This is a genomic window from Microcystis sp. M090S1 (assembly GCF_020246295.1).
Lineage (GTDB): Bacteria > Cyanobacteriota > Cyanobacteriia > Cyanobacteriales > Microcystaceae > Microcystis > Microcystis aeruginosa.
Genome location: NZ_JADBTF010000451.1, coordinates 1 through 14,378, shown reverse-complemented (window position 1 = coordinate 14,378; position 14,378 = coordinate 1). Strand labels below are relative to the sequence as shown.

Sequence of the window (14,378 nt, the reverse complement as noted above, 5' to 3'; positions counted from 1 at the left end):
TGACCCTTTTCCCTGTTTGGCTTCTCGCAAAGCTCGTCAGGATTATTATGGCAAAATTACCTTTTCTTTTATTCAGGAGTTTGAGGCTTTCACATAACAGTACTTGTCTTTGTATTGAAAAATGTGTCCGTCAGTCAGCTTTCTCCGACTTTACTAGATAGGTTCGCTTTTGTCAATTAAACAGGAGGAGATTCCCTTAATTGCGGCAATTCCCTCAAAAATGATCGTCTTATCCACTAGGGGTGATTTAATGGCCTTTTCTTGCCAGTAATCCCTAATTAAGTCCCCATCTCCCCCTGTTAAAATTATCCCGCTCTCTGGATATAAATTTAACCATTCCAGACTGAATTTTTCTATTCCCGCCAAAATTGTATAAATTATCCCACTTCTTATACCTTCTGCTGTTTCCTTTGCCCACATCTGCGGTAATCTTTCCGGTAAGGACACCTCTGGTAAGGCTGCCGTCCGTTCCCTTAAACTGGCTAATTGCACCTTTAAACCGGGTAAAATTGCCCCCCCCACTAGCTTTTTATCCCCATCCACTCCCGTAAAAGTTAAGGCTGTTCCCGCATCAATTACTAAACAGGGAAATCCGTATTTTTTTCCCGCACCTAAGACAGCTAAAGCTCGATCGATGCCGAATGTCGGATATAAATCCAGTAAAGGAATATCTTTTAAAGTAATTCTCCGTAAATTGCCATAATTTGCCCATAATTCTCTTTGGCTAGGAACCACGGAGGCGACAATCAATGCACAGTTACATTTATTTGTCAAGAGTTTAGGGAAAATTTGTTGCAAAAATTCATTACTTAGGGGTTCGGTCAGGTGGGGAGTATCGAGACAAGCTAACAGGGTTTGACCGCAAAAATACCCCCAATGCAGCCGAGAATTGCCGATCATCAAACCTATCCAGTCAGTATCTTGCTCAGTCAATTAGTTAGTGGAAAGTGGGGGGATGGGGATTTTTCAGTGAGCAGTAACCAGTGGGGTAGTGGGGTAATGGGGAGCGGGGAGATGGCGAGCTTTTTTGCTGTGATCGGTAAACGGTAAAGAGTAATCAGCGAACTGAAAACTCAACTCTGATCACTGATAACTGATCACTGATTCAAGACTGACTGCCGTTGATCAAAGTAATTACCGTCACTTCGGGGGGACAAAAAAGACGACCGGGAAAATAGGTTCCTAAGCCTCGATTGACATATAATTGATTTTCCCCGACTCGGTGAAATCCCTCGGACCATTGCCAGTATCGCACTACTCTGCTAAACTGCCGGTGAAAGGGAACCCATTGACCATAGGGTTCGGGCAGCGATCGCCTAAGTTTCTCTAAAATTATCGGTAGGGAACCGATACCGGGGATAGTCACTTGACCTCCGTGGGTATGACCGGATAACTGCAAATCCACGCGCCAATCCCTTAAAAGCATGGCTGTATCGGGATTGTGGGAAAGGACAAGTCTGGGTATATCGGGAGCAATTTGCTCGAGGATTTGCGGTAAAAATTCCCCGGACCAATAATCGGCCAATCCGACAATGGGAAAATTTTCGCCGTAGGGTGTGGCGATTTCATTCCAGAGTACCCGAATTCCCACGCTAGTTAAGGCTGATCTGACCGTTTCCCTTGCGTTGGGAAGATAACTGTCATGATTTCCTAAACAAGCATAAATACCCCCTTGACTTTCGAGAGCTTTTATGCTATCCACCAGGGTAAAAATTGGCTGGGGACTATCGGTAATAAAATCCCCCGTCAGGAAGATGAGATCGGGTTTTTCCTGATTAGTAATGGCGATCGCTTCTTGCAGGACAGCTACAGGCAAATGCTGTGCATCGCAGTGCAGATCTGACCACTGCACCAACTTGATCCCTTGCAGATGTGCTGGTAAGCCGGCAATTGCGATCGTTAATCTTTCTACCTGTAAGGATTCTAGCCAAAAGGGTCGCATCGGTGAGCCGTTGTCGGTGAGTATGTCAACAGTCTATCAATTATTTGCCGATGGGGTTGCTGGGGGATGCTTCCACAAACATCCCTCTTTTGACCATTAGCCTGGAAATTTACTGATAATTCTTTCCATAGCGGCCTCGACGTTGGCACGACTATTAAAAGCCGACAGCCGGAAATAACCCTCTCCGGCGGCCCCAAAGCCAGATCCGGGGGTCCCCACCACATTACAGGTATGTAGCAGTTTATCGAAGAAATCCCAACTCGATAGACCTTGGGGCGTTTTTACCCAAACGTAGGGCGCATTTACGCCGCCATGGACTTCTAAACCGGCGGCGGTTAATTTTTCTCGGATAATTGTTGCATTTTGTAAATAAAACTTGACAAGTTCTTGTACTTGTGCTTGTCCTTCCGGGGAATAAACCGCCTCGGCCCCCCGTTGGACAATGTAGGAAACGCCGTTAAATTTGGTCGATTGCCGACGATTCCACAGTTTCCAGAGTTGCACATCGCTGCCGTCGGCCGCTTTGGCCATCAGACTTTGGGGAACCACGGTTAAAGCGCAACGGGTCCCAGTAAAACCGGCATTTTTAGAAAAAGAGCGAAATTCGATCGCACATTGCCGCGCCCCCTCGATTTCGTAGATGGAATGGGGTAAACTGGCATCGGTGATAAAGGCCTCGTAGGCCGCATCAAAAAAGATAATCGATCCGTTAGCCCTAGCATAATTAACCCAAGCTGTCAAGTGTTCTTTGGTAGCCGTGGCCCCGGTGGGATTGTTGGGAAAACAGAGATAGATTAAATCGACTTTTTCCGCCGGAATCTGGGCAGTAAAGTTATTTTCGGCGGTAATTGGCAGATAAATCAAGCCCTCGTATTCGCCGCGGTCGTTGGCCTCTCCCGTGTGTCCGGCCATAACATTAGTATCAACGTAAACGGGATATACTGGGTCAGTAACAGCGATCGAGTTATTATCTCCAAAAATATCGAGAATATTGCCCGTATCGCACTTAGAACCGTCGGAAATAAAGATTTCATCGGCACTTATCTCACAACCGCGAGCCTGAAAATCATTGACGGCGATTTTCTCCCTGAACCAAGCATAACCCTGTTCGGGCCCGTAACCCTTAAAGCTAGAGCGATCACCCATTTCCTCCACCGCTTTGATCATTGCCTCGCGACAAGCTAGGGGCAAAGGTTCGGTGACATCCCCAATCCCCAGACGGATAATATTAGCATCGGGATTAGCTGCCGCAAAAGCTTGGACTCGTCGGGCAATTTCTGGGAAAAGATAACCCGCTTTTAGTTTTAAGTAATTACTGTTAATGGTTGCCATAATTATTCTCGTTTCAGTCGCAACCTTTAATTCTATAATAGTCGGTCATCAGCCGTCAGTTTCGATCGCCCTCCTTCATGGACTGGGAGTGAGTGTAGGCGGTTGTCTTTCGATATACAATCAGAGAAAAACCTCTTAATAACTGACATTAGTATGGGTGAATCAAAACGTCGTCAATCGGCCCTGGGTGATAAGTATGGACAGGAAGAAAACATCCTGCCTTGGCTACCGATTACCAAAAGTCAAGCATCCCAAGCTTACAAGTTAACCACTAGGGGTGCCTGGATTGGTATAGGAGTTTTAGCTGGGGTTTGGGTAGTTATTCGCTTTGTCGGGCCGGCCTTCGGTTGGTGGAATGTCCAATAACTGGTTAAAGCTGCATCAGTTATCAGTTATCAGTTATCAGTTAAGTAGCTGGTTATAATTAAATTAAAAATGGATTTTAGGTTCGATCCCCCCTGCCCCCCTTGATAAGGGGGGTGCCGATCCCCCCTTAGTCCCCCCTTAATCCCCCCTTGATAAGGGGGGTGTCTGACAACTTTTAACGCCTACCTACTTATCAGTAAAAAACTCCCCACCAAAAAATTAATTTTGTTGGTTTGCCAAGATCTGGTCATCGATCGCCCAGTCTATTTCTTGCCGATCGCGACCGGAAGGGAGATAATCATTCTGGAAGGAGTCTGTTAAACCACTGACGAGATCATATTCGGGCTGCCAGTTTAACTCCCGGGTGGCCTTATTAATATCAGCGTAAAAATGTTGAACCCGCAGGGGGAAAGGTTTCTTTTTGCCGAAGTCAAATTTTTTGGGGTTATAGTTAACAATCTCGATTTCCTCGGCATTTTTCCCCATCGCTGCCGCGCAAGCTTTCGCTAAACCGTTAAAAGTTACATAGCGATCGCCTGAAATATTATACACTTGACCGATAGCCTGAGAATTCCCCAATACTGCGGCCATGGACTTAGCTAGATCGACAACGTGACCGAATTGGGTAAAATGTTCCCCATGGCCAGGTATAGGAATAGGACGATTACGAACCAAACGGTCAAAAAACCAAGCTTCTAGGTCATTATAGTTCCCCGGTCCGTAGATATAAACCGGACGGATGGAAGTCCAGGGTAAACCCATCTCGCTTAAATAGTTTTCTGTCTCGTGTTTTCCCTTGTGGCGACTTTTGGGATCTAGTTTATCCCCTTCTTTATGGGGCATTTGGTCGGATTTTAGATAAACCCCCGCCGAGCTAACATAGACAAAATGCCCGATTCTTTCCCTAAAAATCTCGACGAGGGGCTGAGTATCACTTAATTCTCTGCCATTATTATCGAAAATTGCCTCAAAACTCTCATTTTTAAGCTTTTCTTTCAGTTGCGCTGGGTCAGTGCGATCGCCATGGATCTGTCGTACTCCAGCAACCGGAGCGGGTTTATTGCCACGATTGAATAATACTACCTCATGACCCTGTTCTACTAACACTTTAGTCAAAGAAACACCGATAAATCGGGTTCCACCCATAATTAAAATTTTCATAAGATGATGGCATAGATATCAAGGTTATATTATCACTCGATCGGTGCGGTTTAAAAACTGTGCTTTTTAGGTTTGTGTCATCAATCCAGTCTTTTGGGGGGTTCTACCCCCCAAACCCCCCGTTGGGGACGCAAGCGCCGTCCCCAAACCCCTCGCGCATTAGCTTTTCGGTGGGATGCTTACACGCGGCTGTTCATACATTTGTAGCAGTTTAAGAGTGACTGATAATTGCTGATTATCGGTATTTCCGAAAATGTGAGATGCACCCAAACCGAGCGACTTTTAATGCAAGTTTTAAGTAAGCGCCAATTCAGACTTAAATTGTTGGCGAAGTTTCGGTAAAATAAAGGTAATTAGTCAACAGAGCAGCTCAAAATTATGACTTTAGCCAAGGTAAAAAATCTTTATGATCAAGATTTTGCTTTGTGGATAGAGAAGACGGTCAAACAATTAAAATCTGGGGATTTATCTCAAGTTGATTTAGAGAATTTGATCGAGGAGGTGGAATCTTTGGGAAGACGAGACAAAAGGGAACTTAAAAACCGTTTAATTACATTATTTGAACACGGTTTAAAACGGCGTTATCTTCCTTTGTCCGACTGTTATCGAGGTTGGGAAGTAACAATTAAACGCTGTCAATCTAAGTTAAAAGATATCCTGAAAGATTCCCCTAGTTTATGCAGTTTTTTCACCGATATTTATGATGATTGTTATCAGGAAGCGGCGGAGAATATGCGAATTAAATATGATGCTAGTTTTTCCGATTTTTGTCCTTTTTCTAAGGATATTGATGTTTTATTAAACCATAAGTTTTGGGAAAGTTAAACTCTGATAATAAATCCGTTGAGTAGAGGCACTCTTGCAATAGGGGGAATAAATAATCAGTCTTTGATAACCAGATTTAGTGTGATTTTCAAGAAATTAATTTAAGTTTAACAAGGAGAAAAATGATGACTTTAGCAAAGGTAAAAAATCTTTATAATCAAGATTTTGCTTTGTGGATAGAAGCAACCGTCAAACAATTAAAATCTGGGGATTTATCTCAGGTTGATTTAGAGAATTTGATCGAGGAGGTGGAGTCTTTGGGGAAAAGTCAACGCAAAGCGGTCGATAATTTTTTAACTCGTTTATTAGAACATTTATTAAAACGTTGTTATGTGGTTCTTCCCGATTGTTATCGGGGATGGGAAATTGAAATTAGAAATTTTCGCAAGGAGTTGAAGAAGGAATTTAAGTATTCTCCTAGTTTGAAAAGGTTTATGATAGAGATTTTAGAAGAATGTTATCGAGAAGCTTTAGAAGCGGTGAAAGAGGATTATCCGGACTCTAATTTTCCCGATGTTTGTCCCTTTGCTGAGGATATTGATGGTTTATTAAATCATAAGTTTTGGCAGGATGAAAAATAGGTCAAACTCTAATCTTTGGGGGGAATTGCCATCACTTGATTATTATTAATCACAACCAATTTACCGCCCAATTTTTCGATATTTTCCTTAGCTAACCTGCGGGTTTCTTCGTCTTGGCTATTTATCCAGACTAACATCCAAGCACCGACTCTAGGAGCGCGACTATCGGGATTAGTTTCTAAAAATTTTACTGTTCCCCTAGCGGATTTTTCGATAAATTTATTACCGGCAATTTTCGCCCAATCGGCGGCCATTTGATAGGATTTTTTCGCTGCGGGAATATCACCTAAAAATAATAGTTCATCCACTCCTTTATATAACCAAAGAAAATAGGCATCGGTGACATCAGGAGTGATTTTTGATAAACCTTTATTCATAATCTCAACGGTTCTTTCCGGTTTACCAGCATTCAGGGAAGAAGCGACAGACATCATCAAATAGGCGCGGACAAATTTGGGGTCATTTTTGGTGACAATTTCCATAAAATCGGGACTTAAACCGTAACCAGTTTCCCTACGAGCATCCACATCGCCATAGTATTGTATAAACTGCAACATTGACCAATTGGCTAACATATTGTCAAAGCCAAAGGAAGGTATATTTTTTAATAACTGAACCTGAGCATTTTCTAGACGAGACTCTTGACGATAATTTCTATCTAATAACTTTTCTTTGGTCAAGGTTTTCACCTTTTCCTGTTGCATTTCCACAATAGCCATGATTAGTCCACCGATGACGGCGACTAAACCAAGAGTTTTAAGTAAGGATAGATTGAGAGATTTTTTTGCACCTACCATAGCTTTAAATAAAAGTCAATAATCAGTGTAGGGTTAATTCATGAATTAACCCTACCATCGCGGTTAATTCATGAATTAACCCTACGATGAATTAACCCTACGATGAATTAACCCTACGATGAATTAACCCTACGATGAATTAACCGACAAATCACGCCCTTCATAATTATAACCATTTACTTATCAACAAAAATAAAAGATTTTTGGGGTTATTTTAATTAATTTTAATGCCATTAACACAGCTAAGAACACCGGCGGAATTACTGGTAGAAACATTATCTTCTAAAGGAGTTTCATCCTCGCAAACAATACCAGTATAGGCCCCGGCTGCCGTTTGTCCGGCCGCTCCGGCATAATTTTTAATATCGTCAGCAAATGGAGCCAAAGCATTCGCTCGATAGGCGGCTCCAAAAGCATTGGGAGTGGGAGTTTCTACTTCGCTGATAGCATAGAATGTTAGGGAAATAGTGGCAGCTTCCAGAGCTAGTTCAGATAAAGTAGCAAAAGTCCCTTTTTCATAACGATAACCCTGTTGGGCGCGATTGATCAATCCCAGTGCCGCGCGCGCTTCTGCTTGCCTACCTTTGGCGATTTGTCCAAAGAGATTCGGTAAACTGATGGCAGCGAGAACCCCCAATAAAATCACCACTATCAACAATTCTATTAGAGTAAAACCCCTCGCTTTTTTTCCCTGTGATTTGATTGCTAAAAAAAGAAAGTATTTCATGGTTAGGCGCTGGCAATGTTGACTATATTTTGGGTGTTGGGGGATTTCAGTTATCAGTTATCAGTTATCAGTTATCAGTTATCAGATTGCAGTTTTAAGTAGACAGTGTTAGGTGAAAACTTCGGAACTTTCTTTTCAGGAGTTGCTGAAGGCATTGCATTTTGATTTCCTCCATTCATATCTCTATTATGCAACGGGTCTTTTCACTGATTACTGTTTACTGTTCACTGTTCACTGAAAAATCCCCACTCCTCGAAAAAAATCAAAAGCGCAAGGTTTCAAGAGAACATTTCCCTGCCACCTTCCGCTAGAGTATTAATTGTTGGTTGTTATGCCAGAAAGCTTTTAAGCAATCTGGGAGAAATATCTATTTGACTGCTTTGCTGCCGGCGGCACATTCCTGTACAGTACCATCGGTTACAGTCGCATCGACAACATCAGTAGTAGGATCATTTGTTTCACAGATAACTGAAGTGAAAACACCAGCGGAAGTTTGACCTACCGCAGCAGAGTAGTCGCGAATATCATTCTGGTATTGACTCAAAGCCACTGCATTCTGAACAGCCGAGGTCGGATCGGGAGTACCATCATTGGCAATAGCAGAATAGTAGATGGCAGTGGTTTCGACAGGTAAGTTACTAACTTCGGTAAAGGTGGCCTCTTCCAAGCGGAAAGCCTGTTGAGCGCGGTTAACAGTACCGAGGTTGGTGCGAGCTTCCGCTTGTCTGCCTTTGGCTACCTGACCGAGGAGGTTGGGGAGAGCGATGGCGGCGAGTACACCGATGATGATAACGACAACTAGGAGTTCGATGAGGGTGAAACCTTTGTTACCGTTCTTTTTGTTGAGAGCTTGGATGAGTTTGAATTTGAAGGTAGAGTTCATGGGTATATCCTTTGGTAAGTGTTTTTTGTTCTCTATAAACAACTTACCCACCCGTTTCAGAAAACCTATCACCCTTGGGAAAAATTTTTTTTGGGGTGATGGGGTGATGGGGAAGTGGGGGGCCGTTTCTGGTGGCCAGTTCTAGGGATTGGGGAAAAAACCAAAAAGTTTAGCAGCACCTCCCAAGACAGCAACCACCAAAGCTATCAGAATCCCCCGGTTGGTAAATTCCTGATAACCAACCCGTGCCGTTAATCCCTCGATTTTCTCGTCTAATACTTTAATCTTCTTGAGAGGCTTCTTGGACAAGATGGACAACAATTGTCGGCTCGGCGGCGGAAGCCAGTAACATGGTAATAAGACTGCCTATTTCACCCTCTGCTCCCACCGCTAGGAGTTCCCCAACAAGTGCAGAGGTCAGAGGACATTGCTGCTCAACAAGAGCGATGGAAAGTTTCTCCGAAGGGTCAATTCCTTGGCGTTCTGCCGCCAGAATTCTCTTAAAGACCTCTTGAAGAGTCGTCTGATCCTGAAGCGAAGGCATGAGTCGTACTACGGCGAGAGCGCAAACAGGTTTTTTGAGCGCCTCTAGCAACGCATAAGCAGCGTTGAAGGAACGAGTCTGGTGGTTTAATTCTCTTAAGGCTTCTATGATCAGCGTTCTAAACAACTCTTCATCACATCGTTGAGCGACCAGTTCTTGGATCACCTGCGCCCGTGCTAGGTTTTTTGCGGTGAACCAATCAGGGCATGAAGCCAGAAGCGCTCGTACATCCTCAAAATCAAGGATTCGTGGCGGCTTGAAGTAAGCGAGCAGCTCAGTTCGCAACAGTTCATCAGTAGCCGATGAGTAAACCCGCTCTCGCACAATTTGACCCAGTTGTTGTTGAATGCCCTCATCAGCGATCGCTACAAGCTGAAGGTAAGCTTTGAGAGCAGCCGAATAATCGCCCTGTTTAAGCTGGCGCAAGAGGCGCTCATAGCGATCTTTTTCTTTCTCGACCTGGTTTCCACTGCCCAAGGCATTGAGGTACACTTCCCTGTCCGAGTCAGTTTCAGCAAACCCCGCCAGCCGCTCAAAAATTCTTCGAGAAAAACTTTCCATGATTAACTCTTTTTGCGCTCGCCTTCAAACCTCAAACAAAGATAACTGCCCTAGCCAGACGCGAACTTGCTTCCGGTTGTGGAAACTGAGATGACACGGACTACAGAGCGGGATCAGGTTGCTGAGGCGGTTATTTTCTGGCCAATAGTCTCAATGGTGGACGAGAGTAACGCTTGACATCCTCACCGCCGTAAACGGAGGGTGATTCCTCACCACGCCACCTTTTTAAGATGGTCGCGTCAATGGGGTTGACGCGACCCAGGATGCTGCTACCTTAGCGGTAGTCTGACACTTTCGACCCGTCCGTTTTGATTGTCCGAATGCCGGACGGCCACTTTGAACAAGTCGAAAAAATCTCATGTTCAACCTTATTTCCTAGAAAGTTTTACTCGTTCAAGGCCGAATTTGAAGTCTTTTCTGAACGAAACCCCCTACTATCTGTGGTCAAGGTTCAGTTTTTAGCTTGGTTATCGCTTTTTCCATTGTAGCTTAAAGCCGTCCTCAAAGGACGGGGTTTTCAACCCAAATTTTCGATAATTAAACCGGAGACTAATAAGCCAAAACCGCTAACCAAAGACCAAAAACGGGGATAAACCCGAATATTTCCGCCAGAGTGAGTTATTTGACTCCATTCGAGACGAGGAGATAAATCGCGACGAAACCAACCGAGAACTTGTACAGATGTATTATTTATTGCTGCCATGGGGGAGTTAGTAGTCCTGATTTTATGCCAAAAACCAAAACGATAGTTAGGAGCGAGGGGAATTATGCCGGTGCTATCTTTAAGAAAGAAATTCTTTCCTTGAGCAATTAACTCACCGCGGAGTCGGACGGGGATAGCTGAGAGGGGATGACTGTAAGGATTATCAGTTAAAGAAAAAATATCGCTGAAACTAGCATTTTTGAGAGGAGGATAACTGGCTAATTGATTGATAATTATACCCAAACCCCCACCGACTAAAATTAGGTCCAATCCACCCCAAGAGCTAAATTTCAGCCAAAGAAAACCAGCTATGACAACCCCAATAATAAAGCCTAGTCCCGAAGCATAATATAAACACAGTCGTAGAAAAAAGTTTTGATAGAGTTTCTTGGAATCTAATTCCATTTCTTGGCGTAATACTCCCCCCAGACTAAATTCTATATCTAGATCCATCTGTCGGGCATAGTTAGCTAAAGCGCGAATCCTTTCACCAGTCAGGGGATGATTAGATTGCAACTCTAACCATTTTGCCCAAGGGTTATATATATCCCAGAGAAAACTCTGTCCGATCCGGCGAGACTCCAATGCGATACCATAAACGTTACCGGCAATGATCGCATCCTGCTCCAGGGCAATATTTAATACATTTGTACTCAATGACAGGGGACTAAACTGAGCAGTTTCTTGGACTAAACCAAAGGCAATTTTTACTAAAGCGCGGGACAAAGCATTGGGATTACCAGTAACTTGGGCAGCAAAATGATCGGCGAAGTATTCTCTAGTACGAGACAGATAAAGACAGCAAAAAACAATAATTGGCCTAAAAATGGTGATAATTGATGAGAGAAGGGCTAGAAAAACTGTGTCTTTAAAATTATTACCTTGATTTTGGGCAAAAGAATCGATATAACAGCTTAAATGGTCGAAACTAGCACAGATAGTCATCAGGGCAAAGTCTCCCTGCCAAATATGCCCTAATTCATGAGCATATACCGTCGCTACTTCCTCATCGTCGAGATAGGTAAATAAACCTCTGCTAACTACTAAGCGAGCATTACCCCGTCGAGAGCCATAGGTAAAAGCGAGGGGCTGTCCGTCTTCGATAATGCCTAGTTTTGGCGGTTTTAACCCTTTTTCTCGGCATACACGCCCAATTACCGCCGCCGATTCCGGGCTATACCGTTTAATTTCCGCTAAGGACACCCAACGCACTCGATAAAGACGTTTTTGTGTCCAATCAATTAGATTCGGGGCGATAAAAAGGATGAGTCCGCCTAAGAAACCGGTCAAGAGCAAGGCAATAATTACACCCGTCCCCGCAGGGATGAGCAGCAAACGGGTAATTACCAAAAAAAGACCAAATAATATAGCATAAAAAGCCGTAATTGTCAATATTCTAGCAAAAATAAGTCTATTTTCGGGGATAGTCCGGGATAACCGGACACTTACCCGTGCTGCTCGTGCTGCCTTGGGCAGCGATCGAAATTTGACCCCATTAGTGGCAATACCGATGGTTTTTTGTTCAGCACTAAAGATTGTCAGTAATCGTTTGGCCCACTGACTAACATCCTGATCAAGATGATTTTCTAATTCCAGAGCTAAGGCGATCGCTTGTGGCCGTTGATTATTGCTGCGATAGGCCCGAACAAGAGCCATTTTAGCTTGAATATATAAGGGAGAATGAAAATTAGCTGACTGTTGGCAATATTCTTCCAGTAATTCTACAGCCCTTGCGTAATCCTTTAGCTGCAGACATTTTAATCCTTCTTCCAGTGACATAGATATCCCTTAGCTGTTTATCTATCTTTAGAGATACCCAGAATCGTAGCAAAGATTAAAGGAGTTGGGGAAGTGGGGGTGTGGGGTGTGGGGGATTTTTCAGTGAGCAGTAAACAGTAATCAGTGAACTTAAAACTCTGATCAGGACCTAAGCAAAATTAATTATACATTTCGATCAAGCTTTTGCCTCTTGCCTCTTGCCTATCTTCACTAGGAAATTTATTTTGCATGACTACTTAACTGATAACTGATAACTTACCCACTGATAACTGATTAAAGTACCATTTCTCTGGTGGCTTCTGCATCTATGGGTTTAATCAGATACAATCGCAATAGATTCCCGACGATACCTAGCTGTAAGGGTAACTTACGCAATGTTTTTAGCCATTGAGGAGCGCTACTTTCATCGATCGCTTTTAATTGTAAATTACGTTCGGCACAACGGTTTAAACGGGGGAAAAATTGGGGATGGTCCACATTTAAAATAGTTGGAAAAGCGCGAGCGGAGGTATTATTAGTCTGACGAATTACCTCTTGATCAAAAGCGATCGCATCCATTCCTAAAGCATCATAAAAGTCTGAGCGTTCCCGTACAGTTAAACTATGGGTAGCAAAGACGGAAAGCAGGAAAAAACGACTCCATAATCTCGATCGCCAATTATTCCACAATTCCGGTTGAGAGCGCAGTAAGGTTTTAAAGATATCTCCGTGGCGATTTTCATCCTGACACCAACTCTCGAAGTAATTAAAAAGAGGATTAAATTTATACTGGGGATGTTCTTCTAAATGACGATAAATGAGAATATAACGCCAATAACCGATTTTTTCGGAGAGATAGACCGTATATAATACCCATTCAAGGGGGAAAAAGGTGTAGGTGCGGGTTTTAGTAATTTTGGCTAGATCGAGGGAAATATTAAAGTCAGCCATGGCTTTATTGAGAAATCCTGCATGGCGCGCCTCATCTCTAGCCATAAGATGAAATATCTCCCCTAACAAGGGATTACGGCTTTTTAGTTGTCGTGACAGTTCCTTAAATAACAAAAAGCCAGAAAATTCGGAGATACAGGAGCGTTCCAGGTAATCTATAAAGCATTTCTGGTTTTTTCATCGAGATTGTCTTGATAGTTCTCAAATCCTTGCTGACGTTCAAAGTGATGCCGGTTGTAATCGGTCCGCATCTCCTCTAACATCGCTTTGATTTCGGTTTCTTGCTCAGAAAGGTCAAAATTAGCGGCAGCCTCAAAATCGGTGGTATAGAAACGAGGAGTGAGGATAGTTTCGCGCAGAACAGCTTTTTTCTGGGAGGGAGGTTCGACGGTAGTTACCATGATGGAAATTACTTGACTACATAGCTATATAGGATTTTAAACATAAATAGGTAAGCCAATGATAATTATTAATTTTTATCAATATTTTGGGCAGTAGTGAGGGAGGGAATCGGACAAGGGAGCGAGCCGATTAGGGAAATAGGGAGTAGAATAGAAAGGTTGTGAGTCTATAACTATCGTTAAAATACTATGGCTTGTCCCAAGAAGAAAACCTCAAATGCCAAGCGCGACCAACGGAGAGCGCACTGGAGAAAGCAAGCGGCTCGGGAAGCGCAAAAAGCCTTATCTTTGGGTAAATCTGTCCTTTCTGGTCGTTCTAACAGCTTTGTCTATCCCACTAAAGAGGAAGAAGAAGGGGAAGACGAGGAATAACTTGATAGTGGGGAGTGAGGTAGAGAAAACCTTTTCGCTCCCTCATATTTTAAGATTTGTTTAGGGTTTTCGTTGTGAGTCTCAACTAATGTTAGGCAAATTCTTTAAAAAACCAGAATCTCCCGATCAAGACCGAGTTCCCCCGGGCCAATATCTCGCTAGTGGTTTTCCTGTGCTTACCTACGGGGATACTCCCCAAATCAAGACCGAGGAATGGTTATTCAAGGTTTGGGGAAAGGTGGCCACGACTAAAACTTTTAACTGGTCGGATTTTATGGCCCTACCGCAGTGGGAATTTACCAAGGATTTTCACTGTGTCACCCGTTGGTCAAAATTAGATGTGACTTGGACGGGAGTTAAGGTATCGGATTTGATGACCTTAATTGACCTGCTGCCAGAAGCTACCCACGTCATCGAAAATTTTGGGTCTGAAACCCCGCCGTTTTAGGTTGGCTTTGCTGTTAAATCTTAGCG

Annotated in this window: 13 protein-coding genes and 3 pseudogenes; 5 read left to right on the top strand and 11 right to left on the bottom strand. The window is 43.4% G+C overall.

Translation table 11 applies throughout. The annotated features are described in order from the left end of the window. Window positions 1-153: 153 nt before the first annotated feature. The 3 genes from IM477_RS19765 to IM477_RS19755 form a co-directional block, all read right to left on the bottom strand. Window positions 154-933, bottom strand: coding sequence for a pantothenate kinase (locus IM477_RS19765; protein ID WP_287733175.1), 780 nt, complete (start codon window positions 931-933; stop codon window positions 154-156). 172 nt (window positions 934-1,105) lie between these two features. Next, the gene (locus tag IM477_RS19760; RefSeq protein WP_287733174.1) at window positions 1,106-1,942 is read right to left on the bottom strand and encodes a metallophosphoesterase; all 837 of its coding nucleotides are present in this window, start codon (window positions 1,940-1,942) and stop codon (window positions 1,106-1,108) included. Window positions 1,943-2,038: 96 nt separating this feature from the next. Further along, window positions 2,039-3,274, bottom strand: coding sequence for an LL-diaminopimelate aminotransferase (locus IM477_RS19755; protein ID WP_287733173.1), 1,236 nt, complete (start codon window positions 3,272-3,274; stop codon window positions 2,039-2,041). Window positions 3,275-3,427: 153 nt separating this feature from the next. Between IM477_RS19755 and IM477_RS19750 the strand changes: the two genes are divergently transcribed. Continuing rightward, window positions 3,428-3,640, top strand: coding sequence for a DUF2839 domain-containing protein (locus tag IM477_RS19750; protein WP_002759416.1), 213 nt, complete (start codon window positions 3,428-3,430; stop codon window positions 3,638-3,640). A gap of 219 nt (window positions 3,641-3,859) precedes the next feature. Here the strand turns inward: IM477_RS19750 and IM477_RS19745 are convergent, their stop codons facing one another. Further along, window positions 3,860-4,801, bottom strand: a complete 942-nt coding sequence (locus IM477_RS19745) for an NAD-dependent epimerase/dehydratase family protein (RefSeq protein ID WP_287733172.1) — start codon at window positions 4,799-4,801, stop codon at window positions 3,860-3,862. 378 nt (window positions 4,802-5,179) lie between these two features. Here IM477_RS19745 and IM477_RS19740 point away from each other — a divergent pair, with 378 nt between their 5' ends. Continuing rightward, entirely contained in the window at window positions 5,180-5,626 is a 447-nt protein-coding gene (locus IM477_RS19740; protein ID WP_287733171.1) for a DUF29 domain-containing protein, read from the top strand. A gap of 125 nt (window positions 5,627-5,751) precedes the next feature. Further along, a complete protein-coding gene (locus tag IM477_RS19735; RefSeq protein WP_287733176.1) occupies window positions 5,752-6,207 on the top strand; it encodes a DUF29 domain-containing protein in 456 nt (151 codons plus the stop codon). Between the two features lie 8 nt (window positions 6,208-6,215). On the opposite strand, the gene IM477_RS19730 is transcribed toward IM477_RS19735, so the two are convergent. From IM477_RS19730 to acsF, 7 genes and pseudogenes are all read right to left on the bottom strand, one after another. Then, window positions 6,216-7,004 (bottom strand): hypothetical protein, encoded by a 789-nt coding sequence (locus IM477_RS19730; RefSeq protein WP_287733170.1) that lies wholly within the window; start codon window positions 7,002-7,004, stop codon window positions 6,216-6,218. Between the two features lie 214 nt (window positions 7,005-7,218). Then, entirely contained in the window at window positions 7,219-7,731 is a 513-nt protein-coding gene (locus IM477_RS19725; protein ID WP_287733169.1) for a type IV pilin-like G/H family protein, read from the bottom strand. A 367-nt stretch (window positions 7,732-8,098) separates the two neighbouring features. Then, the gene (locus IM477_RS19720; protein WP_287733168.1) at window positions 8,099-8,614 is read right to left on the bottom strand and encodes a type IV pilin-like G/H family protein; all 516 of its coding nucleotides are present in this window, start codon (window positions 8,612-8,614) and stop codon (window positions 8,099-8,101) included. A 141-nt stretch (window positions 8,615-8,755) separates the two neighbouring features. Next, window positions 8,756-8,899, bottom strand: a pseudogene (locus tag IM477_RS19715) (DUF4164 domain-containing protein); the annotation flags it as partial. Beyond that, a complete protein-coding gene (locus IM477_RS19710) occupies window positions 8,895-9,719 on the bottom strand; it encodes a hypothetical protein (RefSeq protein WP_004162566.1) in 825 nt (274 codons plus the stop codon). The gene IM477_RS19710 and the pseudogene IM477_RS19715, both read right to left, overlap by 5 nt. A gap of 517 nt (window positions 9,720-10,236) precedes the next feature. Beyond that, window positions 10,237-12,201 (bottom strand): M48 family metalloprotease, encoded by a 1,965-nt coding sequence (locus IM477_RS19705; RefSeq protein WP_287733167.1) that lies wholly within the window; start codon window positions 12,199-12,201, stop codon window positions 10,237-10,239. A gap of 273 nt (window positions 12,202-12,474) precedes the next feature. Further along, window positions 12,475-13,532: pseudogene (acsF, locus tag IM477_RS19700) on the bottom strand (magnesium-protoporphyrin IX monomethyl ester (oxidative) cyclase). Between the two features lie 189 nt (window positions 13,533-13,721). Between acsF and rpmF the strand changes: the two are divergent. After that, complete coding sequence (rpmF, locus tag IM477_RS19695) at window positions 13,722-13,904, top strand: 50S ribosomal protein L32 (protein WP_002742494.1); 183 nt, start codon at window positions 13,722-13,724, stop codon at window positions 13,902-13,904. Between the two features lie 88 nt (window positions 13,905-13,992). Continuing rightward, window positions 13,993-14,325: pseudogene (locus IM477_RS19690) on the top strand (molybdopterin-dependent oxidoreductase); the annotation flags it as partial. Window positions 14,326-14,378 lie beyond the last annotated feature (53 nt).